Source organism: Micromonospora sp. CNZ296 (genome assembly GCF_007827635.1).
This window is the reverse complement of sequence record NZ_VISW01000014.1, coordinates 121,641-146,087: the sequence shown is the minus strand read 5'-3', so window position 1 is coordinate 146,087 and position 24,447 is coordinate 121,641. Positions and strand designations below refer to the sequence as shown.

The window sequence follows — 24,447 nt, the reverse complement described above, 5'->3', positions numbered from 1 at the left end:
GGGTGTCCAGGTGCGCCTGGCCACCTTCAACCTGCTGCACGGCCGATCCCTCACCGACGGGCTCGTCGACCCCGACCGGCTCACCGCCGCCGTCACCGACCTCGACGCCGACGTCCTCGCCCTCCAGGAAGTCGACCGCGACCAGACCCGCAGCGGCAAACTCGACCTCACCGCCGTGGCCGCCCGCGCCCTGCACGCCGACCACCACCGCTTCGCCGCCGCCGTCGTCGGCACCCCCGGCGAACAGTTCCGCCCCCTCACCCACGACGACGACGGCCACGGCGAACCCCTCTACGGCATCGGCCTCATCAGCCGCCACCCCGTCCGCTCCTGGCAGGTCACCCGGCTGCGCGCCGCCCCCGTCCGCTCACCCATCTACGCACCCGGCCCCGGCGGCGGACTCGTCCTGCTCCGCGACGAACCCCGCGTCGTGCTCGCCGCCGTCCTCGACACCCCCCACGGCCCCCTCACCGTCGCCGCCACCCACCTGTCCTTCGTGCCCGGCTGGAACATCTGGCAACTACGCCGCGTCGTGCGCGTCCTGCGCACCCTGCCCGCACCCCGGATCCTGCTCGGCGACCTCAACCTGCCCGCCGGACCCGCCGCCGCGCTCACCCGCTGGCAGCCCCTCGCGCGGCGCCCCACCTACCCGGCCGGGCAACCCCGCGTCCAGCTCGACCACATCCTCGCCGACCGCCACGGGCTCGACCGGCTGCCGGCCGTCACCGCCGTCCACACCCCGCTGGCGACCATCTCCGACCACCGGCCCCTCGTCGTCGACCTCGGCTGACCGCTCAGCCCAGACCGCTCTGCCGCCGCGCCGCCTCCACCGCGTTACGGAACAACATCGCCACCGTCGTCGGACCCACCCCGCCCACACGCGGCGTGATCGCCCCCGCCACCTCGGCACACGACTCGTCCACGTCCGGCAGCAACCGCCGCCCCTCGTACCGCACCCCACCACCGACCACCACCGCACCCGGACGCACATGCTCCGGCCGCACGATCCCCGGCACCCCCGCCGCCGCGATCAGGATCTCCGCCCGCCGCGTGTACCGCGGCCAGTCCGCCACCCCCGTGTGCACCACAGTCACCGCCGCGTTCGCCGTCGGCCGCTTCTGCGCCAGCAACATCGCCAACGGCCGACCCAACGTCGCACCCCGGCCCAGGATCACCACCTCCCGGCCCACCACCGGCACACCGTGGAACGCCAGCAACGCCTCGATCCCCGCCGGCGTACACGGCAACGGACCCGGCAACCCCAACGCCAGCCGGCCCATGTTCACCGGATGCATCCCGTCCACGTCCTTGTCCGGGTCCAGCTCCGCCAACGCCCGGTCGTAGTCCAGGTGACCCGGAATCGGATACTGCACCAGCACCCCGTGGACCGTCTTGTCCGCGTTGAAATCCGCCAGCACCGCATGCAGATCCGCCTGCGACGCCGACGCCGGCAGATGCACGTGCGGCGACACGAACCCCAGCTCCGCCGCCTGCCGAGACTTGATCCGGATGTAGCCCGCGCTCGCGTCGTCGTCACCCACCAGCACCGTCGCCAGCGCCGGCGTCACCCCCGCCGCACGCAGCTCCGCCACCGACGCGGCGACCTCCGACAACACCTGCTCCGCCACCGGGGCACCCGGCAACAACCGCGCAGAAGACATACGACACCTCGCCCGCGGAGGCCCAGGCGGTCGACCCCCGCGACGAGCTCCCCGATGGTTCACCCATCCCCGTGCCGCCAGTCGCGTTCCCCCTCAGCCTGCCACAGCCTCCACCGCCACCGCATCCACCACCGACTGCCACCCCGGCAACGCCGCCAGCAAACCGTCCGCCCGCCGCCGCCGATCCGCCGCCGACGCCACACCCAGATCAGCCAGCACCGCCCCGAACGCCCGCTCCCACTCCGGCGCCACCACGCCCGACACCACATGACACCGCGCCCACGTCACCAGCACCCAGAACATCGCCTCCCGATGCCGGCCCGCCTCGATCAGCTCAGCCGCACCGTCGAACACCACCGGACGCCCCGCAGCGCCCAGATCCGCCCCGAACGCGAACCCCTCCCGCGGCAACCGCGACACCTCGTCGAACACCACCGCCAACCCGGCCAGATGCTCCCGCACCCGCGACGCGCCCACACCCACCCCGCCGCCGTCGAGCGTGTCCAGCAGGCCCGCGTACCGATCCGCGAACCCGAACCGCGACAACACCCGCTCCGCCCGCACGTACCGCCGCCGCACCGTCGGATCCGCCAGACCCGCCACCGCCGGCCACACCGCCAGCAACGACGTCGGAAACACCCACGCCAGCACCTGCTCCGCCACCGGCGCCGAACCGCCCACCGCCCGCAACCCGGCCTCGATGCGCCGCCGCACCCCCGCGCACCGCTCCCGCACCCACACCGGATCCGCGAACCCCGCCGCCACCCGCTCCCGCACCGCGGCCAGCCGCCCCGACGGATCCGCGATCACCCCATCGGTACGGAACATCGGCGCGAACACCCACGACCCCAGCACGTCCTCCGGGCCACCCAACTCCTCCCACGTGACGGTGCTGACCTCCAGCAGCACCCCCCGGTGCACGAACTTGCCCACCTTCACACCGGGCTCCCGGCGTACCAGCAGCACGTCCACGTCCGACCACACCGGCAGCACCGCGTCGTCCGGCAACCCCACAGTCGACCCGCTGAACAACGCCCCCTCGATCGACGGATCGACGCGCATCCGCTCCCGCACCCACCCGACAGCCACCGCCCGCGCCGCACCCACCCGCATCTCGCCGATCCTGCCAGCGCGCCACCCCACACGCCGCCCGCCGCACGACAGTCACCGCCGCGGCGCCAGCCCCGACAACGCCCGGTTGGTACGGTTCGCCGCCACCGCCGCCCGCTGCTGACCCGCCGTCACCTCGATGTACGTCTGCGACGACGCCAACGACGCGTGCCCCAGCAACCGCATGATCTCCGCCGCGCTCGCCCCGTCCTCCGCCAACCGCGTCGCGAACGTGTGCCGCAACGCGTGCAACCGCGCACCCCGTGGCACCCGGTCACCGATGCCCGCCCGCCGGTAACACGACTCCACCAGGTACTGCAGCCCACCCCGGCGCAACGCCTCACCCTGACGATCCACCAGGAACGGCGAGTCCGGCCGCACACTGCGCGACCCGAACCGGAGCCGCCGGCTGTCCAGATAACCCGCAAGCACCCGGTCCACGCCGTCCTCGATCGGCACCGTACGCGGCCGCCCGCCCTTACCCGCCACGTCCACCCGCCGCTCACCGTCGCGCCCGGCCACCGACGACACCCGCAGCGCCAGCAGCTCCGACAGCCGCAACCCCGCGCACAACGCCAGCGCCAGCACCGCCAGGTCGCGCTCCGGCCACGGATCACGCTGCCGGCCCTCCGCCCGGGCCACCGCCGCCAGCAACTCCTCCGGGGTGTCCTCGCCCCGCAGCGGCTTGGGCCGGGGGAGCGGCGTACGGGGTCGCCCCACCGCCGGCATCGGATTGCCCGGTACGACACCCTCGGCGACCAGGAACGTGAAGAAGCTGTTCCAGGTCGACCAGGCACGATGGACCGACGCGGCGGCGCGGGGAGCGGCGAACCGCGCGAACGCCGCGCGCATCACCTTGGGGGAGAGGGTGCTGACCGGTAGGCGCAGGGGAGAGGCGTCACCGGCCGCCGCCACCAGCTCGGCCACAGTGGTCAGATCCCGCCGGTACGCGGCCAGGGTGTGGGGGGAGGGCTTACGGGTGGCCCGGGCGGTCAGGAACTCCTCAATAAGAGCGCCTACCGTTCCGTCCGGTTTGTCATGCATAAGGGATATTATGCATGATTCTCGCGTTCCCGCCAGGAGGCGCATCAGGGGAGCGCGGGCGATCAAAGCCATGATCAACTCCCTCTCGCCGAGATGGCGGTAATCCCAGTGCTCCGATGCAGCCACATCGGCGAACTGGCGGCGGCTCCGGCGATCATGAGGTTGGCCGGGAGTGCCGTCTAATTTGTCGCCGCCAACTTCATGATCGGCGGACGGTGGGTGGAGCGAGGTGGGATCCGGCGGGGGATGCGCGGGTCGCCTGGTGGGTGGGCCGGCCCGATGATTGGTGCCTGGGCGCAACGGCGGCGACATCGTGTCCGGAGGTGCGAGCCGGCTCGCGGCGAGCTTGCTGCCGCTGCCAGCGCTCGCCAGGTGGAGCACGCGGTCCCGCAGCACGACAGGGGGTGACTGCTTGACCCTCCGGCACCCCGAAGGCCCGCAAAAGCGGTCACCTGCCTCGCGCGGGCGCTCGGGGAGCTCCCACCTCAGCGTTACTTGACATAATGTACATTATCGAACCGGGTGGGCCACGTCGAACCCACGGGCCGGAAAGCAAGGGTCGCTAGAGTATGGCCTGCTTTCCGGGCATGACAACCGATCCGCCGTTTTCCAGTTCCCCGCTACCTGGCCACTTAGCCTGGAACCGCAGTTCCGGGCGGTCGTCAGGAGCGTTCTCGATGGACAACCGGCACGATCACGCCGAGCAGAGGAACCCACGCCCCGAGTCCTGGAAGGTCCGGTCCCCCCATCGGATCTTCAGCAAGGCCCGCACCGCGCCCTCGCCCCTGCCGATCCCGAAACCAGCGCCCTGGCTCGTCCTCGGAATCGTCAGCACGGTGGCGCTGCTCCTGGCACTCGACCGCCTAGCTCGGTCCGGCGCCGTCCCGACCGGTCAGAGCGACTGGGAGTTGCTGGAGCCATTCCGTCTCCTCCTGATCGGTGTAGCTCGTGCCTTCGACCGGTCCACTGAGCTGTGGCGACGGATCGGGATACTGTTCCTGTTCCTGGCGGCCTTCGTCGCGTGGCGCAACTTCCGCCGTGAGTGGCTCGCACACCGTCCAGGGGCGGTCGACGTGCGTGACTTCGAGAACGCCGCGGACGCGAACGACACCGGCCGGGCGGCGTACCTGAAGAGCCGGTTCTGCCGTCAACTCGCCACCACCAGCATCTATCCGCCGTACGCGGGCCCGACGACCCTCCCGGCGCAGAACTTCCTCGATGTCCTCGGCGAGGAGCCGGGAACGTTCACGAACCCGTTGGCGGTCCTGCCGAAGTTCATGGCGCGGCTCTGGCCCCGGACGGGTTACATGATCAGGGCGACTCTCCAGGAGCGGAAGCAGGAGCCCTGTTACGGCGTCTCGGTCACGGTCACGTCGTTCGCTGGTGCCACAGGCAGCGCGACGACTACCGAGTGGGGCATGACCTGGGAAGACGCCACGTGTAAGGCGGCCTACTGGACGATGGCCAAGATTCTGCCGGTGACTCGCCTGGCTGATGAGGCACCGTGGCGGACGTGGCGACTCCGCGACCTGCCGACCGGGCTGTTCGAGGCGTACAACGAGGCCAAGAAGCGGCACGACGAGCGGCGTCTCGACGACGCGCTCTGGTGGTATCGGGAAGCTCTTCGCCTGGACCCCTTCAACTCCGACATCCGCATGATGGTGGCCAGCGTTCAGGAAGACCTGGGTCTGTTCCTCGCCGCCCTGGACACGTACCACGGGGCACTCTGCCTCGGTGAGTTGGAGAGCCGCTACACCGCCTCGCTCTGGACCCGCAGACGGGACCGGTGGAGGCACCCCTTCCGCTACCCCATCTCGATGCTGTGGGCCATCCGCCGTCGCCGGGAGCTCATCCGCCTGCGCTACCAGTACGCGAAGACTCTGGCGTATTCGGAACGCACAGCGGAGGACTGGTTCGCCGTCGATGCCGTCGGAGAGCGGAAGGTTCTCCGCGACCAGATCAAGGATCGGTTGATCGCGGTCTTCGTGGGGCGGTACTGGCCGTTGTTGTCTTCCTTTCGCGATGCGGCGGACCGTGCCGAGGCGCAACAGCAGGTCAAGGAGATGCTAGGTGCCCCGGCCACCGCTCGGGTGCTGCTCAACCTGGCCGCGCTCCAGGAGTTTCACCGGTTGCACGAGGACGCAGCCCTGGCGTGGTTGGTCCGCGGAACCCGCTCCGAGGTGACCAGAGGCCTGCTTCGCTTCGCGCGAGACGTGTGGGCGCCGCTCCGGCTCGCCCGCGCCGTACACGACTTGGCCCAGGACCAGCTGACGGTTGCCGGCGTCGAGGTCGGCTGGTTTGCCGAGCAGAAGCTGATGGCGATGCGCGGAACCTGCGACGCTGGTGGCCGCGACGGCTGTACCGGCGAGTCGAGACGATGGTGCGGAGCTGGCCTGTCCAGCCGGAGTCGCTTCGCGACGCCGTCATCCGCGCACAGCGTCGTCATCGGCTCGGCCCGGGGCGTCTGGGCTACCTGGACTACTACCAGGCGGCGGCTGCATACGCCTACGGGCTGTACGGCTATCTCCCCGTTCCCCCACCGAGTCCGGCGGCAGGTGTCGCTCCCGCTCCTCCCGGCGAACTCGGTGACGACCAGCGCCAACGCTTGCTGACCGAGTACGCGGTGATCGAACTCCAGGCCGTGCTGGCCAGCGCTGGCAGCAAGGTCGCCGGGCAGGTCTCGCTCCAGGCCACCACGCAGACCGGTGTGGCCTCACGGCTGCGCAGTTGGATCGCCAGCAGTGACCCGGACTTCGGTCGCCTCCGCGGCAGTGACGACTTTCGGTTCCTTCAACTGGACCTGGACCAGCCGATGCGATCGGTCCTGCGGCGCCCCGAGAACGTCACCCGTATTCGGATCGCGGCGTATGTCAAGAAGCTGCTTCACGACGGGGCGGCGCTGCTGGAGCGAAACTGGCACCAGCGTTGTGAGCCGCCGTGGCGGGCGGATGTCCACGACCTGATCAAGTGGCTCGAGCTGGATGATCGGACATGGCGGCTGCTGGCGAGGATGGCGGAGGACCGCGCTTGGTACTGGCTGCACCGGGCGCAGTTCTGCCGGCTCGTCACCGAGGCGGTGGAGCTCGTGCACGTCGCGGATCTCCGCTTCCCGCCACCTGTGCCGGTGTTCGACGAGTTGGTCATCGAGAAGCCGGACGGCCTGGAGTCGCTGTCTCGACGCGACCAATCCGTCGAAGCCCGGGTGGCTGAGCTGACCCGGCACGTGGACGAGGTCGTCCAGCAGGTCGGCCGGGTGACCGCGACGCTGAGCGCCGCCACCGCTGAGGTCGGCCTGGCGACCTTGAGGCGGGTCGACGCGGAAGGAGAGAGGCCGGGCGTCGAGCGCCTGCGCGCGGTCTGCGGCCGGCGTGCCGCGCACTGGCAGCAGGTAGTCGACATCCTGTCTGATGATCGGCTGCGGGTCGAATTCGTCGACCCGGTGAACATTCAACTTGAGCCCTGAAGGGACGTGCCCGCGCATCCTTGTCGTGGGGCCCTCCGCCGGGCCTCTCCCCTGTGCTGCCGTCCGGCGGTCAGGCGCCGACGTAGTCGGCCAGGTGTTCGCCCGTGAGCGTCGACCGGGCCGCCACGAGATCCGCCGGGGTGCCCTCGTAAACGATCCGGCCGCCGTCGTGTCCGGCGCCCGGACCGAGGTCGATGATCCAGTCGGCGTGCGCCATGACGGCCTGGTGGTGCTCGATCACGATGACGGACTTCCCCGTGTCGACGAGCCGGTCGAGCAGGCCGAGCAGTTGGGCGACGTCGGCCAGGTGCAGGCCGGTGGTGGGTTCGTCGAGGACGTACACGCCGCCCTTGTCCCCCATCCGGGTGGCGAGCTTGAGCCGCTGCCGTTCGCCGCCGGACAGCGTGGTGAGGGGCTGACCGAGCGTGAGGTAGCCGAGGCCGACGTCGGCGAGCCGGTCGAGGATGGTGTGGGCGGCCGGGGTGCGGGCCTCGCCGTCGCTGAAGAACGTCTCGGCTTCGTCGACGGACATGGCGAGGACCTCGCTGATGTCGCGTCCGCCGAGGTGGTAGTCGAGGACGGCGGGCTGGAAGCGCTTGCCTTCGCAGTCCTCGCAGGTGCTGGCGACGCCGGCCATCATGCCGAGGTCGGTGTAGATGACGCCGGCGCCGTTGCAGGTCGGGCAGGCGCCTTCGGAGTTGGCGCTGAACAGGGCGGGTTTGACGCCGTTGGCCTTGGCGAAGGCCTTGCGGATGGGGTCGAGCAGGCCGGTGTAGGTGGCGGGGTTGCTGCGGCGGGAGCCGCGGATGGCGGTCTGGTCGACGCTGACGACGTCCTCGCGTTTGGCCAGTGAGCCGTGGATGAGGCTGCTCTTGCCGGAGCCGGCGACGCCGGTGACGACGACCAGGACGCCCAGGGGGATGTCGACGTCGACGTCGCGCAGGTTGTGGGTGCGGGCGCTGCGGATCGGCAGGGTGCCGGTGGGCGTACGCAGCTTGTCCTTGAGGGTGGCGCGGTCGTCGAGGTGGCGGCCGGTGGTGGTGTCGCTGGCGCGCAGGCCGGCGACTGTGCCTTCGTAGCAGATGGTGCCGCCGGCGGTGCCGGCGCCGGGGCCGAGGTCGACGACGTGGTCGGCGATGGCGATGGTCTCGGGTTTGTGTTCGACGACGAGGACGGTGTTGCCCTTGTCGCGGAGTTGGAGCAGGAGGTTGTTCATGCGGGCGATGTCGTGCGGGTGCAGGCCGATTGTGGGTTCGTCGAAGACGTAGGTGACGTCGGTGAGGGACGAGCCGAGGTGGCGGATCATCTTGGTGCGCTGGGCCTCGCCGCCGGAGAGGGTGCCGGCGGGGCGGTCGAGGCTGAGGTAGCCGAGGCCGATCTCGACGAAGGAGTCGAGGGTGTCCCCCAGTGCCTTGAGCAGCGGGCCGACGGAGGGTTGGTGCAGGTCGCGTACCCAGGTGGCGAGGTCGCTGATCTGCATGGCGCAGGCGTCGGCGATGTTGATGCCGTTGATCTTCGAGGAGCGGGCTTCGGGGGCGAGCCGGGTGCCGTCGCAGTCGGGGCAGGTGGTGAACGTGACGGCGCGTTCGACGAAGGCGCGGATGTGGGGCTGCATGGCGTCGACGTCCTTGGCGAGCATCGACTTGCTGATGGCGGGGATGAGGCCGGTGTAGGTGACGTTGATGCCGTCGACCTTGATCTTCGTGGGCTCCTTGTAGAGCAGGTCGTCGAGTTCGCGTCTGGTGTAGTCGCGGATGGGCTTGTCGGGGTCGAACAGGCCGCTGGAGCGGAAGGTGCGGCTGTACCAGCCGTCCATGCTGTAGCCGGGGATGGTGATGGCGCCCTCGTTGAGGGAGAGCTTCTCGTCGTAGAGGACGGTGAGGTCGAAGTCGGTGACGGCGCCGCGGCCCTCGCAGCGGGGGCACATGCCGCCGAGGCGGTTGAAGGTGCCCTTCTTGGTCTGGGTCTTGCCGGGGCCGCGGTCGACGGTGATGGCGCCGGCGGCGCGTACGGAGGGGACGTTGAAGGAGTAGGCGTTGGGTGGGCCGATGTGGGGGTCGCCGAGGCGGCTGAACAGGATGCGCAGCATGGCGTTGACGTCGGTGGCGGTGCCGACCGTGGAGCGGGGGTCGGCGCCCATGCGTTCCTGGTCGACGATGATGGCGGTGGTGAGGCCTTCGAGGATGTCGACCTCGGGGCGGGACAGGGTGGGCATGAAGCCCTGGACGAAGGCGCTGTAGGTCTCGTTGATGAGGCGCTGGGACTCGGCGGCGATGGTGCCGAAGACCAGTGAGCTCTTGCCGGAGCCGGAGACGCCGGTGAACACGGTGAGGCGGCGTTTGGGTATCTCGACGTCGACGTTGCGCAGGTTGTTCTCGCGGGCGCCGTGGACGCGGATGATGTCGTGGCTGTCGGCGTGGTGCAGGCCGGTGGTGGCCTTGCTCATGGTCTCTCCGTCCGGTGGTGCGGGTGTCAGTCGAGCCAGCGGCCGTCGCGCATCAGGGTGCGGCCGGGTAGCTCGTCGGCTTCGCGCCAGGCCTGTATGCGGTGTGGCGTGATGCGGTACCAGCGGTAGGGCGTGGTCAGGGTACGGGGGTCGAAGCCGGTTCGGGTGGCGAAGCGGTCGCCTCGGCCGGTGGGCAGGGCGTCGAGGGCGAGGGTTTCGACATCGCCGTCGATCATGGTGACGTCGCGGGTGGGGCCGAGGCCGACGCGGGCGCGGCCGCCGGCGAGGTTGCGGCCGGTGGGGCTGTCGGCCGGGGTGGCGACGAGCAGTGTGTGGCCGTCCCAGTCGAAGGACAGGGGCACGAGGTACGGGGTGCCGTCGGGTTCGGCGGTGGCGACCCAGCAGTCGACGTCGTTTTCGAGGCGGTGGGTGGTGTCCTTGCGGCGGCGGGCGCGGGTGCGGGGTGCGTCGGTCATGGGGTGGGTCAGCGCCGCTCGTTGATGCGGATGAGGTTGCCGGTGGGGTCGCGGAAGGCGCAGTCGCGGACGCCGTAGGGCTGTTCGGTGGGTTCCTGGACGACGTCGGCGCCGGAGGCCTGGAGGCGGTCGAACAGGCCGTCGAGGTCGTCGGTGGCGAGGGTGAGCGCGCCGTAGCTGCCCTTGGCGATGAGTTCGAGGATGGTGCGGCGTTCGTCGTCGGTGATGCCGGGGTCGGCGGCCGGCGGGTGCAGGACGATGCCGGTCTTGGGCTGGTTGGGTGGGCCGACGGTGAGCCAGCGCATGTTGTTGTAGCCGACGTCGTTGCGCAGTTCGAAGCCGAGGGTGTCGCGGTAGAAGGCGAGGGCGGCGTCGGCGTCGGTGTGGGGCAGGAAGGCGTAGTGAATGGTGATCGTCATGGTGGTCACGCTAGTGGTGGTCGGCCGGTGCGGGCTTCTCGATTCCTGATCGGTCGGGTCGCCTGTTTGGTCAGGCACGGGGGTGGTTCGGCGGTGTCGGGTGCGTGGCGGGCGCGGTAGGCGCTGGGTGGTTCGCCGACGAGTTCGGTGAAGCGGGTGCTGAAGGTGCCCAGGGACTGGCAGCCGACGGCGAAGCAGACGTCGGTGACGCTGAGGTCGCCGCGGCGCAGCAGGGCCATGGCGCGTTCGATGCGGCGAGTCATGAGGTACGCGTACGGGGATTCGCCGTAGGTCTGGCGGAACTGCCGGCTGAGGTGGCCGGCGGACATGTGTTCGCCGCGGGCGAGGGCTTCGACGTCGAGGGGTTTGGCGTATTCGCGGTCGATGCGGTCGCGGACGCGGCGCAGCCGGGTGAGGTCGCGCAGCCGTTGGGCGAACGCGGGGTCGTCGGTTGCCGGGTGCGGTGGCACGTCCGCATCCTGCCTGGTGGGCGGTGGGGTCGTCCACCTGTTCGAGCGGCGAGTCGCCGCGCGGGTGCACCCGCGCGGCAGGTGCACCCGCGCTGTCGGTCAGCGCAGCCGGCGGGCGGTGAAGCGGGTGGGTGGGTCGGCGATGGCGTCCTGGGCGGCGACGAGTTGCAGTTCGCGGGTGCCGGCTTCGAGGGTCGCCTCGAGTACCGCGTAGATCGAGTTGGTGGTGCGTTCCAGTGCGGTCTTCGGTGAGCCGGTGGTGGCGAGGTGGGCGAGGTAGAGAGCGGCGGTGACGTCGCCGCCGCCGTTGGGGGCGATCGGCAGCAGCGGGGTGGTGACGGCCCAGGCGCCGTCGTCGGAGACGGCGACGACTTCCAGGTGGCCGGCGGGCAGGTCGCCGTGCAGGACGCTGGTGACCAGGACGTGCCGGGGGCCGGTGGCGCGGACGGTGTCGACGGCGGCGAGCAGGTCGTCGACGGTGTCGGTGGTGCGGCCGGCGAGGAATTCCAGCTCGAACTGGTTGGGGGTGACGATGTCGGCGCGCGGGACGACTGTGTCGCGGAGGTATTCGGGGATGCCGGGGCGGACGAACATGCCGCGGCCGACGTCGCCCATGACCGGGTCGCAGCAGTAGAGGGCGGCCGGGTTGGCGGCCTTGACGCGGGCGACGGCGTCGAGGATGACGGCGCCGACGGCGGGGTCGCCCTGGTAGCCGGAGAGGACGGCGTCGGCGGTGCCGAGCACGCCGCGGTCCTCGATGCCGGCGATGACGTCGGCGACGTCGGTGGGGGCGAGCAGGGGGCCGCGCCAGGCGCCGTAGCCGGTGTGGTTGGAGAAGTGCACGGTCAGGACCGGCCAGACCTCGTGGCGGAGGCGTTGCAGCGGGAACACGGCGGCGGAGTTGCCGACGTGGCCGTAGGCGACCGACGACTGGATGGACAGGATCTTCACCCGGTCATCGTCGCATCCCGGGCCGGGGATGACTGCCGGTGGTGGGGTGATGACGGGCCGGGACGGCGGTGACCGTTCGGCGCAGCGTTTCGGCCGTCCGGCGCGGGGCGGGTTTGGGTGCAGCGTGCGGCAGGGGCATGAACCGGGGTGTTCTCGCCATCCGGACGGAGGAAGCACTGATGCTTTCCGCACTCGATCGTCGGCACACCGTCGCGCCGCCGGGGTACAGCCGTTGGCTGATTCCTCCGGCGGCGCTGGCGATTCATCTGTGCATCGGGCAGGTCTACGCCACGAGCGTGTACAAGAACTCCCTGATCGCGCATTTCGACACCGGTCAGACGGCGATCGGGGTGATCTTCAGTATCGCGATCGTGATGCTGGGGTTGTCGGCGGCGGTGGCCGGTACGTGGGTGGAGGCGAACGGGCCGCGTAAGGCGATGTTCGTCTCGGCGTGTTTCTGGGCGGCGGGGTTCCTGGTGGGGGCGCTGGGTATCGCGACCGGGCAGCTGTGGCTGCTGTATCTGGGGTACGGGGTGCTGGGCGGGATCGGTCTGGGGATCGGGTACATCTCCCCCGTCTCCACGTTGATCAAGTGGTTCCCGGACCGGCCGGGTCTGGCGACCGGCTTGGCGATCATGGGGTTCGGTGGTGGGGCGATGGTGGCCTCTCCCCTGTCCCGGCAGCTGCTGTCGTTCTACGACCCGGGCTACGACCCGGCGAACAGCGGTTCCACGGCGTCGGGGCCGGCGTTGGTGTGGTTGTTCGTGACGCTCGGCGTCGGCTACTTCGTGATCATGATGTTCGGGGTGTTCAACGTGCGGGTGCCGGCGCCGGACTGGCGGCCGGCCGGGTTCGACCCGGCTCGGGTGGCGGACAAGCCGCTGGTGACGACGGCGAACGTGTCGGCGGCCAACGCGGTCAGGACGCGGTCGTTCTGGCTGCTGTGGGTGGTGCTGTTCTGCAACGTGACGGCGGGTATCGGCATCCTGGAGCAGGCCAGCCCGATGATCCAGGACTTCTTCCGCGAGGGTGGCACGTCGGCGGTGTCGGTGGCGGCGGCCGGCGGGTTCGTGGGGCTGTTGTCGCTGTTCAACATGGCGGGCCGGTTCGTGTGGTCGTCCACCTCGGATGTGATCGGCCGCAAGCCGATCTACATGGTGTACCTGGGTGTGGGCATGGTGCTGTACCTGCTGCTGGCGCTGGTGGGGCAGACCGCGACGGCGTTGTTCGTGCTGCTGGCGTGCGTGATCCTGTCGTTCTACGGCGGCGGGTTCGCCACCGTGCCGGCGTACCTGCGGGACCTGTTCGGCACGTTCGAGGTGGGTGCGATCCACGGCCGGCTGCTGACCGCGTGGTCGGCGGCGGGCGTGGCCGGGCCGCTGATCGTCAACGCGTTCCTCGACGCGCAGGGCGAGCCGGGCACGTTGACCGCGGCGGCGTACCGGCCGGCGCTGTTCACGATGGTCGGCGTGCTGGCGGTGGGTCTGGTGGCGAACCTGCTGGTGCGGCCGGTGCCGCAGCGTTACCACGAGCCCGCGTCCGGGCGGGACGAGACGGGACCGGGGCAGCCGGTGACGGCGGAGAGGAGCGGATCGTGAACGAGCGGACCGGTGGCGGGCAGCGGGCCCGTCTGGTGGTGTCGTGGCTGGTGGTGTCGGCGCTGCTGGGCTACGGCGTGGTGCAGACGCTGATCACGGCGGCGAAGCTGTTCACCCAGTAGGAGACGCGACGCGGCGGCCCGGGGGTGGAGATCCCCGGGCCGCCGCCGGGTCAGAGACCGCCGCCGACGCGCAGGACCGCGCCCGTTGTGTACGAGGCGTCCGGGCCGAGCAGGTACGCGATCGCGCCGGCGACCTCCTCGGGTTCCCCTGCACGGCCCATCGGGATCCGGCCCGCGGCGGTGTCGGGCCGGTCGGGCACTCCGGAGCGGGCGTGGATGGTGGTGCGGATGATCCCGGGGGCGACGGCGTTGACGCGGACACCGTGCGGCGCGAGTTCCTTGGCCAGCCCGACGGTGAGGGTGTCGGTGGCGGCCTTGACGGCGGCGTAGTGCACGTACTCGCCGGGCGAGCCGAGCGTCGCGGCCACGGAGGAGACGTTGACGATGGCGCCGCCGCGGGTGAGCCGCCGGGCCGCCTGCTGGGCGCACAGCACGTACCCGATGAGGTTGACGTCGACGACCTCGCGCAGGTCGTCGACGCGCAGGTCGGTGAACGGGCCGATCGGGCTGGTGACGCCGGCGTTGTTGACCAGGCCGGTGAGCGGGCCGAGCCGGTCGGCGGCGTCGAAGATGCGGCGTACCTGGTCGGGGTCGGTGGTGTCGGCGGCGACGGTGACCGCGCGGCGGCCGGCGGCGCGCACGTCGGCAGCCACGGATTCGGCGGCGGTGTGGTCGGTGCGGTAGCCGATGACCAGGTCGTGGCCGTCGGCGGCGAGCCGGCGGGCGGTGGCCGCGCCGATGCCGCGTCCTCCCCCGGTGACGATGGTGACGGAGGTCAATGCCCTTCTCCCCTGCCTTGCGGTGGGGGCGACGTTACCGTGGGCGGGACCATCCGGGGTGGAGAGGACTGTCACATGGGGCGCGCGTTGGTGCTGGGTGGCGGCGGGGTGACCGGGGTGGCCTGGGAGCTGGGTCTGCTGGCCGGGCTGGCCGGGCACGGCCTGCGGTTGGACGAGGCGGACCTGGTGGTGGGTACGTCGGCCGGGTCGGTGGTGGGGGCGCAGGTGCGTTCGGGTACGCCGCCGGCGCGGTTGTACGAGGCGCAGCTGCGGCCGCCCCGCGACGAGGTGCCGGCCCGGCTCGGGACGGGCGTGCTGTTGCGCTGGGCGTGGGCCGGTGGGCGGGGCCGGGACGCGGCGCGGGCCCGGGCACGTATCGGCGCGATGGCGTTGTCGGCGCGTACCCCGTCGGAGCAGTCACGGCGGGCGGTGATCGCGGCGCGGCTGCCGTCGCCGGACTGGCCGGCGGCGCGGCTGCTGGTCACCGCCGTGGACGCGGCCTCCGGCGAGTTCGTGGTGTTCGACGCGGACAGCGGGGTGCCGCTGGTGGACGCGGTCGGCGCGAGTTGCGCGGTGCCGGGGGTGTGGCCGCCGGTCACAGTCGGCGGCCGGCGCTACGTCGACGGCGGGGTCCGCTCGCCGGTGAACGCGGACCTGGCGGCCGGGTGCGGGCAGGTGGTGGTCCTGGCGCCGACGCGCGCGGCGGTGGGGCCGATGCCGCGGCTGTCGGCGCAGGTGGCGCCGCTGCGGGAGGCGGGGGCGCGGGTGGCAGTGGTGTCGCCGGACCGGGCGGCGCGGACGGCGATCGGCCGCAACGTGCTGGACCCGGCGCGGCGGGCGGCGTCGGCGCGGGCCGGGTTCGCCCAGGCCGACGCGGTGGCCGACGAGGTGGCCGCGGTGTGGCGCTGACCGGGCGTGCAGCACGGCGCGGCCTGACCGGCGCCGCAGCTCAGGAGACGCCGGTCAGGCGGCTCAGGCGCCGGTTGAGGTAGCGCTGTTCGGGCAGGCTTCCGGTCAGCCGTGCGGCCAGCCGGTAGTGCTCGGCGGCGGCCTGTGGGTCGCCGTGGAGTTCCAGCAGGTGCGCGCGGACGGCGTGCAGCCGGTGGTGGCCGCGCATCGCCGGGTCGGCCAGCAGCGAATCGAGCAGCGCCAGCCCGACGGCGGGGCCGTGCGCCATGGCCACCGCGACGGCCTGGTTGAGCGTGACGAACGGGCTGGGGGCGACCCGGCTCAGCATGTCGTAGAGGACGCTGATCTGCAGCCAGTCGGTGTCCGGGAAGGCCGGTGCCTCGGCGTGCACGGCGGCGATGGCCGCCTGGAGCTGGTAGCGGCCCACCGGGCCGTGGGGCAGGGCCCGGCCGAGCAGCGTGACGCCCTCGTCGATGAGGTCGCCGCGCCAGCGGGAGCGGTCCTGGTCGGCCAGCGGCACGAGGTCACCGGCGGCGTCGGTGCGGGCGGGCGACCGGGCGTGGGTGAGCAGCATCAGCGCCAGCGCGCCGGTGACCTCGTGGTGGCCGGGCAGCGCCGCGTGGACCTGGCGGGTGAGCCGGATCGCCTCCTCGGCGAGTTCCACGTCGACGAGCTGGTCGCCGGAGGTGCGGGTGTAGCCCTCGCTGAACACCAGGTGGCACACGTCCAGCACGGCGGCCACCCGGCCGGGCAGCGCGTCCGGCGGCGGCATGGTGAACCGGGCGCCCGCCTCGCGCAGCGTCGCGCGGGCCCGGCTCAGCCGCTGCGTCATGGTCCGGGCCGGCACCAGGTAGGCGGCGGCGATCTGCTCCACCCGCAGTCCCGCGACCGCGCGCAGGGTCAGCGCGACCTGGGAGGGGCGGCTCAGCGCCGGGTGGCAGCACAGGAACAGCAGCCGCAGCGTGTCGTCGTCCCCGGTCACGGGCGTGTCGTCGACGGGCGGCACGACGCCGGCGCCGGGTTGCCGGACCGCGTCGAGCCGCTCGCGGCGGCTGCGGGCCTCCTCGGCGCGCATCCGGTCGATCAGCCGTCGCGCGGCGACCCGGATGAGCCAGGCCCGCGGTTCGTCGGGCACGCCGGTGAGCGGCCACCGGGCGGCGGCCGCCTCCGCCGCGTCCTGCAGGGCGTCCTCGCAGGCGTCGGGTTGCCCGTAGCGGCGCAGCAGCGCGGAGCGGACGTGCGGCGCCTCCCGGCGCCACACGTCCGCGAGGGGCGGGGCGTTACTGATCGGACCCGCCCGGCCACATCAGGGGCCGCAGCTCGACGGTCTCCCCCGGGCCGGCGAACTTCGCGGCGACGGCGTCGGCGCGGGCCTGGTCCTCGACGTCGATGAGGAAGAAACCGGCGAGGTGTTCCTTGGCCTCGGAGTACGGGCCGTCGGTCGCCAGCGGCGCGCCGTCGCGCCACCGGTAGAGCCGGGCGGTGCGGGGGTCGGCGAGCGCCTCGCCGACGACCAGTTCCCCGTTGGCGTGCAGCTCGGTCATCACCTGCTCGAAGTCGGCGTTGAGCCGGTCGCGTACCTCGGCGGGCAACTCCTGGTGGGCGGCGAGGTATTCGGAGGTGGGGTGGCCCCACGGCTCCGGGTTGGAGTGGATCATGATCACGTACTTCACTGTCGGTCCTTCGCGTCGTGCGGCGGTGCCTCCCCGCCGCTCGCCGGGTACGACGGAGCGGGATCGCCGATGTCTACATATCCTCGCGTCATGAGTGACGCGGTGGGTGTCGGTGACCTGGTCGAGGATTTCACGCTGCCGGACGAGACGGGCACGCCACGGCGGCTGTCGGAGTTCCTGGCCGCCGGTCCGGTGGTGCTGTTCTTCTACCCGGCGGCGATGACGCGGGGCTGCACAGCGGAGAGCTGCCACTTCCGGGATCTGGCGGCGGAGTTCGCGGCGGTGGGCGCGTCTCGGGTGGGGATCAGCCGGGATCCGGTGCAGCGGCAGGCGGAGTTCTCCCGCCGGCACGGGTTCGACTATCCGCTGCTGTCCGACGTCGACGGCGAGGTGGCGCGTGCGTTCGGGGTGCGGCGGCGGCTGCCGCTGGGCGCGCTGAGCACCCGGCGGATGACGTTCGTGATCGGCACGGACCGGCGGGTGCTCGCAGTGGTGCACAGCGAGCTGAGCATGAACGAGCACGCCGACGCGGCGCTGCGGGCCCTCGGGGGCTGATCATCGCGGTGTCGCAGCCGGCTGGTATCAAGGCTGCGTCAAACAGGTGTACGGAAGAGGGCGTGATGGCGGGTCAGGGTTTGTCCACTGACGAGATTCAGGGGATCCGGGAGGCGCTGGCCGCGGGCCGCAAGCCCCGGGTGGTGTTCACCGAGGCAGCCGGGCAGATGGCCGGGCAGCTCGGGCAGGTGGTGGAGCTGACCGACCCGGCGGCGTCGGAGGAGTTCGTGGTGGTGCGGTTCGGCCGCGACGAGCTGCCGTTCTCCCCCGCCGACGTGGCGATCGCCCCGAAGGGTGCCGGGCGGCGTCCGGCCGCCGAGGCGAAGCCGGAACCGGAGCAGCCGCCGGCCGCGCCGGAGCCGGAGTTCGTGCTGGACACGCCGCGGGTGCCGGCGCCGCGGCGGGAGGAGCCGAAGGCCGAGCAGCCGCAGGCGGAGCCGAAGCCGGCGAAGCGGGTCGTGAAGGCCGCCAAGCCGAAGACCCCGCCGGGGCTGACCGTCACGCTGGCCTACGCCGAGGGCGAGTGGACGGTGGCCGCGCAGCAGGGCACGAAGGCGCTGGCCCGGCCGTACGTGGTGAAGCCGGCCGAGGCGCTGCGGATGGTGGCGCTGGTCGACGTTCCCGGGGTGCAGGAGGCGGTGGAGCAGATCCTGGCCGCCGAGCGGGCCGAGGCCGAGCAGCAGGCGGAGAAGCTGCGCGCCGAGCTGGCCGAGATCGAGGCGCGGCTGGCGGAGCTGCGCGAGGCGCGCTGACCCCGGAACGCCCCGCGGGGCCGGTGCGACCCCCTCGCACCGGCCCCGCGCCCCTGCGCCCACAGGTCGATCAGTGTTGCGGAATGTTCTGTACCCCGATCCGGCGGCGGAACACCCAGTACGTCCAACCTTGGTACGCCAGCACGATCGGCGTGAACACCACAGCGACCCAGGTCATGATCTTCAAGGTGTACGGGGTGGACGCGGCGTTGGTGGCGGTGAGCGTGCCGGCCGCGTCGAGGGTGGACGGCATCACGTTCGGGAACAGCGCGGCGAACAGCGTCGCCACGGCCAGCGCGATCGCCACGGCGGTGCCGGTGAACGCCCAGCCCTCCCGGCGTACCTTGGCCGCGGCCAGACCGCCGAGCAGGGCGAGGGCGGCGCCGACGGCGAGCACGACGGCGGCGGCGCTGGAGCGGATGCTCAGCGACCAGCTCAGGAACGCCACGGCGGCCACGGCGGTGCCGACACCGAGCTTCACGGCGAGGGCACCGGCGCGCTCCCGGATGTCACCGGTGGTCTTGAGCGCCAGGAACACCGCGCCGTGGGTGAGGAACAGCCCCAGCGTGGTCAGGCCGCCGAGCAGCGCGTACGGGTTGAGCAGGTCGAGCAGGCCGCCGACGTACTCGTGGTCGGCGTCCAGCGGCACGCCGCGGAAGATGTTGGCGAACGCCACGCCCCACAGCACGGCCGGGATCGCCGAGCCCCAGAAGATGGCCTGGTCCCAGCGGCGCTTCCAGGACGCCTCGGGCCGCTTGTGGCGGTACTCGAAGGCGACGCCGCGGGCGATCAGGGCCAGCAGGATGAGCAGCAGCGGCAGGTAGAAGCCGGAGAACAGGGTGGCGTACCACTCGGGGAAGGCGGCGAACATGGCGCCGCCGGCGGTGATCAGCCACACCTCGTTGCCGTCCCAGACCGGGCCGATGGTGTTGATCAGGACGCGGCGCTGCCTGTCGTCGCGGCCGAGCACCGGCAGCAGCATCCCGACGCCGAAGTCGAAGCCTTCGAGGATGAAGTAGCCGGTGAAGAGCACTGCTACGAGGAGAAACCAGACGGTCGTCAGTTCCACGGTTGGGCTCCGGGGTGTCAGTAGGCGAACGCCAGCGGGCGCTCGGCGTCGTCGGTGTCGTCGTCGTCGGACTGGGGGGTGACGTCCGGTACGCCGGCGCGGGCGTAGCGGACCAGCAGTTTGAACTCGACCACCGCGAGGACGGCGTAGATGAGGGTGAACGCGGTGAACGAGGTGAGCACCTCGGTCAGGGAGACGCTGCGGGACACGCCGTCGCGGGTGAGCATCTCGCCGAAGACGATCCACGGCTGGCGGCCCATCTCGGTGAAGATCCAGCCGAAGGAGTTGGCCAGCAGCGGCAGCACGGGCATGACCAGGCCGGCCCGCAGCAGCCACTTGCTGGTCGGGGTGCGGCCCTTGCGCTGGCTCCACAGCACCAGCAGCGCGATCGCGGCGGCGGCCAGCCCGAAGCCGATCATGAAGCGGAAGCTCCAGTAGGTGACCGGGATGATCGGGGCGTAGTTGCCGGGGCCGTACTGGCTGGCGTACTGGGCCTGCAGGTCGTTGATGCCCTGCACGGTGCCGTTGGGGTCGCCGGTGCCGAGGAACGACAGCAGGTACGGGATCTTGACGGCGAACAGCTCGCGGCTGCCGTCGAGGCTGCCGACGGTGAACACGGAGAACGAGGCGGGGCTCTCGGTGGTGTAGAGGCCCTCGGCGGCGGCCATCTTCATCGGCTGCACCTCGGTCATGATCTTGCCCTGGATGTCGCCGGTGAGGATGACCAGCGCCGAGGAGATCAGGACGACCCAGGAGCCGAGCTTGGTGGCGAAGCGGTATGCGCCGGTGTCGGCGCTGTCGCGGTTGCGCATCACGTGCCACAGGCCGACGGTGACCATCAGCGACCCGGCGACCAGGAACGCGCCGGCCAGGGTGTGCGGGAAGGTCACCAGGGCGACCTTGTTGGTGAGCACGGCGACGAAGTCCGTCAGCTCGGCCCGGCCACTGTCCGGGTTGATCCGGAACCCGACCGGGTTCTGCATGAACGAGTTGGCGGCGAGGATGAAGTACGCCGACAGGTTGGTGCCGATCGCGGCGGCCCAGATCGCGGCCAGGTGCAGGCGCTTGGGCAGCCGGTCCCAGCCGAAGATCCACAGGCCGATGAACGTGGACTCCAGGAAGAACGCCACCAGGGCCTCGATGGCCAGCGGCGCGCCGAAGATGTCACCGACGAAGCGGGAGTAGTCACTCCAGTTCATGCCGAACTGGAACTCCTGCACGATGCCGGTGACCACACCCATCGCGAAGTTGATCAGAAAGAGCTTGCCGTAGAACTTGGTGAGTTTGAGGTACCGCTCGTTGCCGGTGCGGTGCCACATGGTCTGGAGGATCGCCACCAGCACGGACAGGCCGATGGTCAACGGCACGAACAAGAAGTGGTAGACGGTGGTGACACCGAACTGCCAGCGGGCGACGTCCAACGCGTCCACCTGAAACCCCCAGCTGCGCATACTACGAGACGTAGTAGATACTACTCGGCGTCGTAGCGAAAGCAGCAGGGCCGCAGGGCCCCACCCGGCCCGGGACCAATGACCCTGATCACCTTGCCGGAGGACCTGCGGTCCCGGGATCCTCCTCGCCGGAGGACCCCCACCGGCTCCCCCCGCTGTGCCCGCGCGTGGGAACATCCAGCACTGATGAACAGCACCCCCTGGCGCGCGCCGCTGCTGTGGCGGAGCGCGCAGACGCTCGCCCGCGCCGTCGTCGGGCTGGTCGGCCGGCTGGAGGTCACCGGCGACGTGCCCGACGCGCTGCGCCACGGCCCGCTGGTCCTGGCCGCCAACCACATCAGCCCGTTCGACCCGGTGGTGCTCGCCGCCGCCTGCCGGGTCCGGCGCGTCGCGCCCCGGATCATGGCCACCGGCGGTCTGTTCCGGGCCCCGGTGATCGGGTCGCTGATGCGCCGCGCCGGGCACATCCGCGTCGACCGGGGCACCTCCGCGGTGCACCGGTCACTGGAGGTCGCCGCCGAGGCCGTGGCCGGCGGCTCGGTGGTGGTGGTCTACCCGGAGGGACGCATCGGGCTCGACCCGGGCATGTGGCCCGAGCGGGGCAAGACCGGCGCCGCCCGGCTCGCCTTCGCCAGCGGCGCCGCCGTGGTCCCGGTCGCCCAGTGGGGCTCGCACGAGGTGCTCCCCTACCGGGCGCCCAAGGGCATGCTGCGTGCGACAGCCCGGGCGATCGTCCGCCGGCCCGCCATCCGGGTGCACTTCGGCGCCCCGGTGCCGCTGGACGACCTGCGGTCGGGCTCCCCCGGCGCGGCCCGGCAGGCCACCGACCGGATCATCGACGCGATCACCGACGACCTGGTGCCGCTGCGCCCCGACGAGCCGGACCGGCCGCGCCACGTCGACCCGGGCCGGCCGGTCGACACCGCCCGCGCCCACCGTCGCCACCGCGCCGGCTGAGGCATCCCGGCGCCGGTGGCGGGTATCAAGTCCTCGCGCCCCTTCAGGTGGAGAGGACCTGGTCATGACCGCTGTCCGAGCACTCGTTCTCAACTGCACCCTGAAGCGCTCCCCGGCGACGTCCAGTTCACAGGTGCTCGGTCAGGAGGTGCTCGACGCGCTGGCCGAGCAGGGTGTCGACGGCGAGATCGTCCGGGTGGTCGACCACGACGTGCGCTTCGGGGTCTCCGTCGACGAGGGCGACGGCGACGGCTGGCCCGGCATCCGCGCCAAGCTGCTCGCCGCCCAGATCCTGATCATCGCCACGCCGATCTGGCTCGGTCAGCCCTCGTCGGTGACCAAGATGGTCCTCGAACGGTTGGACGCCGAGCTGTCCGAGACCGACGACCAGGGCCGCCTGCGCACCTACGGCAAGGTTGGCGGGGTGGCCGTGGTCGGCAACGAGGACGGCGCGCACCACACCATCGCCGAGGTGCAGCAGGCCCTCAACGAGGTGGGGTTCACCTGCCCGGCCGCCGGGGCCACCTACTGGGTCGGGGAGGCGCTGCACAAGACCGACTACGTCGACGCCCGCCCCAAACCCGACACGACCGGCCGCACCACCGCCGCGCTGGCGCTCAACAGCGCCCACCTGGCCCGGCTGCTCGCGGACCGGCCCTACCCGCCACCCGGAACCCGCGGCGCAGGCACCGAACCCAGCAGCCAGTCCGGCTGACCCGGCGCCCCCTGCCCGCACCCGACCCGACCCCGCGGCCCGCTACTCCGCCGTCGATCTTGCAATTGGTGCCCCGGCAAACCCGGCCAAACGCCCCCGACGAGGGGCCGCAAGTGCAAGATCAGCGAGGCGAGGGCGGGGCGGGCAGGGTGGGTCAGGGGGTGGTGCGCAGCCGGTCGTCGAGTGCGGCCAGGTCCGGGACGAACCACACCTGGTCGTGCCGGTTCGACTCGGCCACCAGCGCGCGCAACGCGTCGCTGCGCTCCAGGTGGGCGGAGATGTCACCGACGATCGCCAGGCGCAGCCGGTAGTTGACGAACTTCTGCATCACGTCGCCGGCGAAGCGGGTGCCGAGCGTGAAGAAGTCGGGGTCGAGCCGCTCGGCCGGCACCGCGACCACAGTCGCGCCGAGGAACGCCGCGCCGATCAGGTCCAGCGCGTCGCGCTCGGTGGCGATCGGCGGGCCGTCCGGGTCGCAGACCAGCACCTGCTCGCCGGCGCGCTCCTGCATCAGGTCAGCCACGGCTGTGCTCCCCGCCGCCGAGCAGGCCGTTGCCGCCGTCGAGCACCCCGTCGAGCAGGCGCAGCAGGTCGGCGGTGGCGGTGAGATCGCCCAGGATCATGATGGTCATGCGGTGCCGCTCCTCGTCGTGGACCGTCTGCACGCGCAGCGGACGGTCCGGGTCGTGGTGGGTGTTCACACCGGCCAGCACCAGCGTGGCGAGCCGGTCGACGGCGGCCCGGTCGACGCCGTCGAGCCGCACGACGCTCGACACCTCCGCCGCCGGCACCGAGGGCGGCGCCGGCCGGCCGGTCAGCGCGTCCAGGTCCGCGCGGGTGATCCGGTACTGCTTGCCGATCCGCGTGGCCCGCAGCCGCCCGGAGCGGATGTAGCCGCGCACGGTGCGCACGTGCAGGCCGAGCAGGTCAGCGACCTGCTCCACCGAGTACATGTCGTTACTCATCGCACCCTATCTTAGCGATGATGGGGAACGATAGGTAATTTCACCGCCCGGCCATGTCTGCGCCACCCGGGCCGGGCATACTGCCCGCGTGCAGCCCCGTCACGGCTACCTCGACGCGCCCGCGCCGCTGGCGTTCGCCCACCGCGGCGGCGCGGCCGACGGCGACGAGAACACCGCCGCCGCGTTCGCCCGTGCCGTCGCCCTGGGCTACCGGTACGTGGAGACCGACGTGCACGCCACCGCCGACGGCGTACCGGTGGTCTTCCACGACCCGACGCTGCGCCGGGTCACCGGCGAGCCGGGTCGCATCGCGGATCTGCGCTGGGCCGACCTGGCCTCGGTACGCGTCGGCGGCGCCGCCCTGGTGCCCCGCCTGGACGAGGTGCTCGGCGCCTGGCCGCAGGTGCGGTTCAACATCGACGTGAAGTCCGACGGCGGCGTGACGCCCACCGTCGCCACGGTCACCCGGGTCCGCGCGGGCGGGCGGGTGCTGCTCGCCTCGTTCAGCGACGCCCGGCTGGCCCGGCTGCGGGCGCTGGCCGGGCCGAAGGTCGCCACCAGCCTCGGCATGCGCGGCGTGGCCCGGCTGCGGCTGGCCTCGCTGCACGGACGGCCGCTACGGCTGCCCCCGTCGGTGGTGGCCGCGCAGGTGCCCGTCGCCTTCGGGCGGGTGCCGGTGGCCGACCGGCGGTTCCTCGCGTACTGCCACCGGATCGGGTTGCAGGTGCACGTCTGGACGATCGACGATCCCGCCCAGATGCACCACTTACTTGATCTTGGTGTGGATGGCATCATGACCGATCACGTCAGCGTGCTCCGTGACGTCTATCGCAGTCGCGGCCACTGGGCCGCCTGAGCCCCC

26 protein-coding genes and 1 riboswitch are annotated in these 24,447 nt (G+C 71.8%); of the genes, 11 read left to right on the top strand and 15 right to left on the bottom strand.

Going from position 1 to position 24,447, the window contains the following annotated elements:
• The first annotated feature begins 10 nt into the window (after positions 1–10).
• Positions 11–790: an endonuclease/exonuclease/phosphatase family protein gene (locus tag FB455_RS23000; protein WP_013476774.1), complete on the top strand. Its 780-nt coding sequence runs from the start codon at positions 11–13 to the stop codon at positions 788–790.
• A gap of 4 nt (positions 791–794) precedes the next feature.
• Here FB455_RS23000 and FB455_RS22995 read toward each other — a convergent pair whose 3' ends face one another.
• The 3 genes from FB455_RS22995 to FB455_RS22985 all read right to left on the bottom strand — a co-directional run bounded on the left by FB455_RS22995 (position 795) and on the right by FB455_RS22985 (position 3,815).
• Positions 795–1,661, bottom strand: a complete 867-nt coding sequence (locus tag FB455_RS22995) for a tetrahydrofolate dehydrogenase/cyclohydrolase catalytic domain-containing protein (RefSeq protein ID WP_145754950.1) — start codon at positions 1,659–1,661, stop codon at positions 795–797.
• Positions 1,662–1,674: 13 nt separating this feature from the next.
• Positions 1,675–1,749: riboswitch (ZMP/ZTP riboswitch) on the bottom strand.
• A 5-nt stretch (positions 1,750–1,754) separates the two neighbouring features.
• Positions 1,755–2,774, bottom strand: coding sequence for a hypothetical protein (locus FB455_RS22990; protein ID WP_145754949.1), 1,020 nt, complete (start codon positions 2,772–2,774; stop codon positions 1,755–1,757).
• A gap of 51 nt (positions 2,775–2,825) precedes the next feature.
• Positions 2,826–3,815 (bottom strand): tyrosine-type recombinase/integrase, encoded by a 990-nt coding sequence (locus tag FB455_RS22985; RefSeq protein ID WP_186466430.1) that lies wholly within the window; start codon positions 3,813–3,815, stop codon positions 2,826–2,828.
• 677 nt (positions 3,816–4,492) lie between these two features.
• Between FB455_RS22985 and FB455_RS22980 the strand changes: the two genes are divergently transcribed.
• Positions 4,493–6,427, top strand: coding sequence for a hypothetical protein (locus FB455_RS22980; protein WP_013286353.1), 1,935 nt, complete (start codon positions 4,493–4,495; stop codon positions 6,425–6,427).
• Positions 6,421–7,278, top strand: a complete 858-nt coding sequence (locus FB455_RS22975) for a hypothetical protein (protein ID WP_013286352.1) — start codon at positions 6,421–6,423, stop codon at positions 7,276–7,278. Before FB455_RS22980 ends, FB455_RS22975 begins: the two co-directional genes overlap by 7 nt.
• 70 nt (positions 7,279–7,348) lie before the next feature.
• Here FB455_RS22975 and FB455_RS22970 read toward each other — a convergent pair whose 3' ends face one another.
• The 5 genes from FB455_RS22970 to pdxY form a co-directional block, all read right to left on the bottom strand.
• Complete coding sequence (locus FB455_RS22970; RefSeq protein WP_013286351.1) at positions 7,349–9,724, bottom strand: ATP-binding cassette domain-containing protein; 2,376 nt, start codon at positions 9,722–9,724, stop codon at positions 7,349–7,351.
• Between the two features lie 26 nt (positions 9,725–9,750).
• A complete protein-coding gene (locus tag FB455_RS22965) occupies positions 9,751–10,200 on the bottom strand; it encodes a pyridoxamine 5'-phosphate oxidase family protein (protein WP_030272241.1) in 450 nt (149 codons plus the stop codon).
• An 8-nt stretch (positions 10,201–10,208) separates the two neighbouring features.
• A complete protein-coding gene (locus FB455_RS22960) occupies positions 10,209–10,619 on the bottom strand; it encodes a VOC family protein (protein ID WP_030272243.1) in 411 nt (136 codons plus the stop codon).
• A 5-nt stretch (positions 10,620–10,624) separates the two neighbouring features.
• Positions 10,625–11,089: a helix-turn-helix transcriptional regulator gene (locus FB455_RS22955; protein WP_013286348.1), complete on the bottom strand. Its 465-nt coding sequence runs from the start codon at positions 11,087–11,089 to the stop codon at positions 10,625–10,627.
• Between the two features lie 99 nt (positions 11,090–11,188).
• Positions 11,189–12,040 carry a pyridoxal kinase PdxY gene (gene pdxY / locus FB455_RS22950; protein ID WP_013286347.1) on the bottom strand — a complete coding sequence of 284 codons (852 nt, stop codon included), beginning with the start codon at positions 12,038–12,040 and terminating at the stop codon, positions 11,189–11,191.
• 179 nt (positions 12,041–12,219) lie between these two features.
• Between pdxY and FB455_RS22945 the strand changes: the two genes are divergently transcribed.
• A complete protein-coding gene (locus tag FB455_RS22945) occupies positions 12,220–13,638 on the top strand; it encodes an OFA family MFS transporter (RefSeq protein ID WP_145754947.1) in 1,419 nt (472 codons plus the stop codon).
• Positions 13,635–13,760 carry an MFS transporter small subunit gene (locus tag FB455_RS34865; RefSeq protein ID WP_013286345.1) on the top strand — a complete coding sequence of 42 codons (126 nt, stop codon included), beginning with the start codon at positions 13,635–13,637 and terminating at the stop codon, positions 13,758–13,760. Before FB455_RS22945 ends, FB455_RS34865 begins: the two co-directional genes overlap by 4 nt.
• 50 nt (positions 13,761–13,810) lie before the next feature.
• Here the strand turns inward: FB455_RS34865 and FB455_RS22940 are convergent, their stop codons facing one another.
• The gene (locus tag FB455_RS22940; RefSeq protein WP_013286344.1) at positions 13,811–14,539 is read right to left on the bottom strand and encodes an SDR family NAD(P)-dependent oxidoreductase; all 729 of its coding nucleotides are present in this window, start codon (positions 14,537–14,539) and stop codon (positions 13,811–13,813) included.
• 75 nt (positions 14,540–14,614) lie between these two features.
• On the opposite strand from FB455_RS22940, the gene FB455_RS22935 reads away from it, so the two are divergent.
• Positions 14,615–15,448, top strand: a complete 834-nt coding sequence (locus tag FB455_RS22935; RefSeq protein WP_145754946.1) for a patatin-like phospholipase family protein — start codon at positions 14,615–14,617, stop codon at positions 15,446–15,448.
• A gap of 40 nt (positions 15,449–15,488) precedes the next feature.
• On the opposite strand, the gene FB455_RS22930 is transcribed toward FB455_RS22935, so the two are convergent.
• Positions 15,489–16,709, bottom strand: a complete 1,221-nt coding sequence (locus FB455_RS22930) for an RNA polymerase sigma factor (protein ID WP_145754945.1) — start codon at positions 16,707–16,709, stop codon at positions 15,489–15,491.
• Between the two features lie 19 nt (positions 16,710–16,728).
• Positions 16,729–17,121 carry a YciI family protein gene (locus tag FB455_RS22925; RefSeq protein WP_145754944.1) on the bottom strand — a complete coding sequence of 131 codons (393 nt, stop codon included), beginning with the start codon at positions 17,119–17,121 and terminating at the stop codon, positions 16,729–16,731.
• A gap of 90 nt (positions 17,122–17,211) precedes the next feature.
• On the opposite strand from FB455_RS22925, the gene FB455_RS22920 reads away from it, so the two are divergent.
• Both FB455_RS22920 and FB455_RS22915 read left to right on the top strand, forming a co-directional pair.
• Positions 17,212–17,676, top strand: coding sequence for a peroxiredoxin (locus FB455_RS22920; RefSeq protein ID WP_221488069.1), 465 nt, complete (start codon positions 17,212–17,214; stop codon positions 17,674–17,676).
• Between the two features lie 65 nt (positions 17,677–17,741).
• Entirely contained in the window at positions 17,742–18,428 is a 687-nt protein-coding gene (locus tag FB455_RS22915; protein ID WP_071095006.1) for a hypothetical protein, read from the top strand.
• Positions 18,429–18,498: 70 nt separating this feature from the next.
• Here the strand turns inward: FB455_RS22915 and cydB are convergent, their stop codons facing one another.
• Entirely contained in the window at positions 18,499–19,497 is a 999-nt protein-coding gene (cydB, locus tag FB455_RS22910; protein ID WP_013286337.1) for a cytochrome d ubiquinol oxidase subunit II, read from the bottom strand.
• Between the two features lie 17 nt (positions 19,498–19,514).
• On the bottom strand, positions 19,515–20,927 hold the full coding sequence (locus tag FB455_RS22905; RefSeq protein ID WP_179945456.1) for a cytochrome ubiquinol oxidase subunit I: 1,413 nt from the start codon (positions 20,925–20,927) through the stop codon (positions 19,515–19,517).
• Between the two features lie 207 nt (positions 20,928–21,134).
• Here FB455_RS22905 and FB455_RS22900 point away from each other — a divergent pair, with 207 nt between their 5' ends.
• Both FB455_RS22900 and FB455_RS22895 read left to right on the top strand, forming a co-directional pair.
• Entirely contained in the window at positions 21,135–21,905 is a 771-nt protein-coding gene (locus FB455_RS22900) for a lysophospholipid acyltransferase family protein (protein WP_013286335.1), read from the top strand.
• A gap of 64 nt (positions 21,906–21,969) precedes the next feature.
• Positions 21,970–22,620 carry a flavodoxin family protein gene (locus FB455_RS22895; RefSeq protein ID WP_013286334.1) on the top strand — a complete coding sequence of 217 codons (651 nt, stop codon included), beginning with the start codon at positions 21,970–21,972 and terminating at the stop codon, positions 22,618–22,620.
• A 154-nt stretch (positions 22,621–22,774) separates the two neighbouring features.
• Here the strand turns inward: FB455_RS22895 and FB455_RS22890 are convergent, their stop codons facing one another.
• Complete coding sequence (locus FB455_RS22890) at positions 22,775–23,143, bottom strand: DUF4180 domain-containing protein (RefSeq protein WP_013286333.1); 369 nt, start codon at positions 23,141–23,143, stop codon at positions 22,775–22,777.
• A complete protein-coding gene (locus tag FB455_RS22885; RefSeq protein WP_013286332.1) occupies positions 23,136–23,585 on the bottom strand; it encodes a helix-turn-helix domain-containing protein in 450 nt (149 codons plus the stop codon). Before FB455_RS22885 ends, FB455_RS22890 begins: the two co-directional genes overlap by 8 nt.
• An 88-nt stretch (positions 23,586–23,673) precedes the next feature.
• On the opposite strand from FB455_RS22885, the gene FB455_RS22880 reads away from it, so the two are divergent.
• Entirely contained in the window at positions 23,674–24,441 is a 768-nt protein-coding gene (locus FB455_RS22880; RefSeq protein WP_013286331.1) for a glycerophosphodiester phosphodiesterase family protein, read from the top strand.
• Positions 24,442–24,447: the final 6 nt, after the last annotated feature.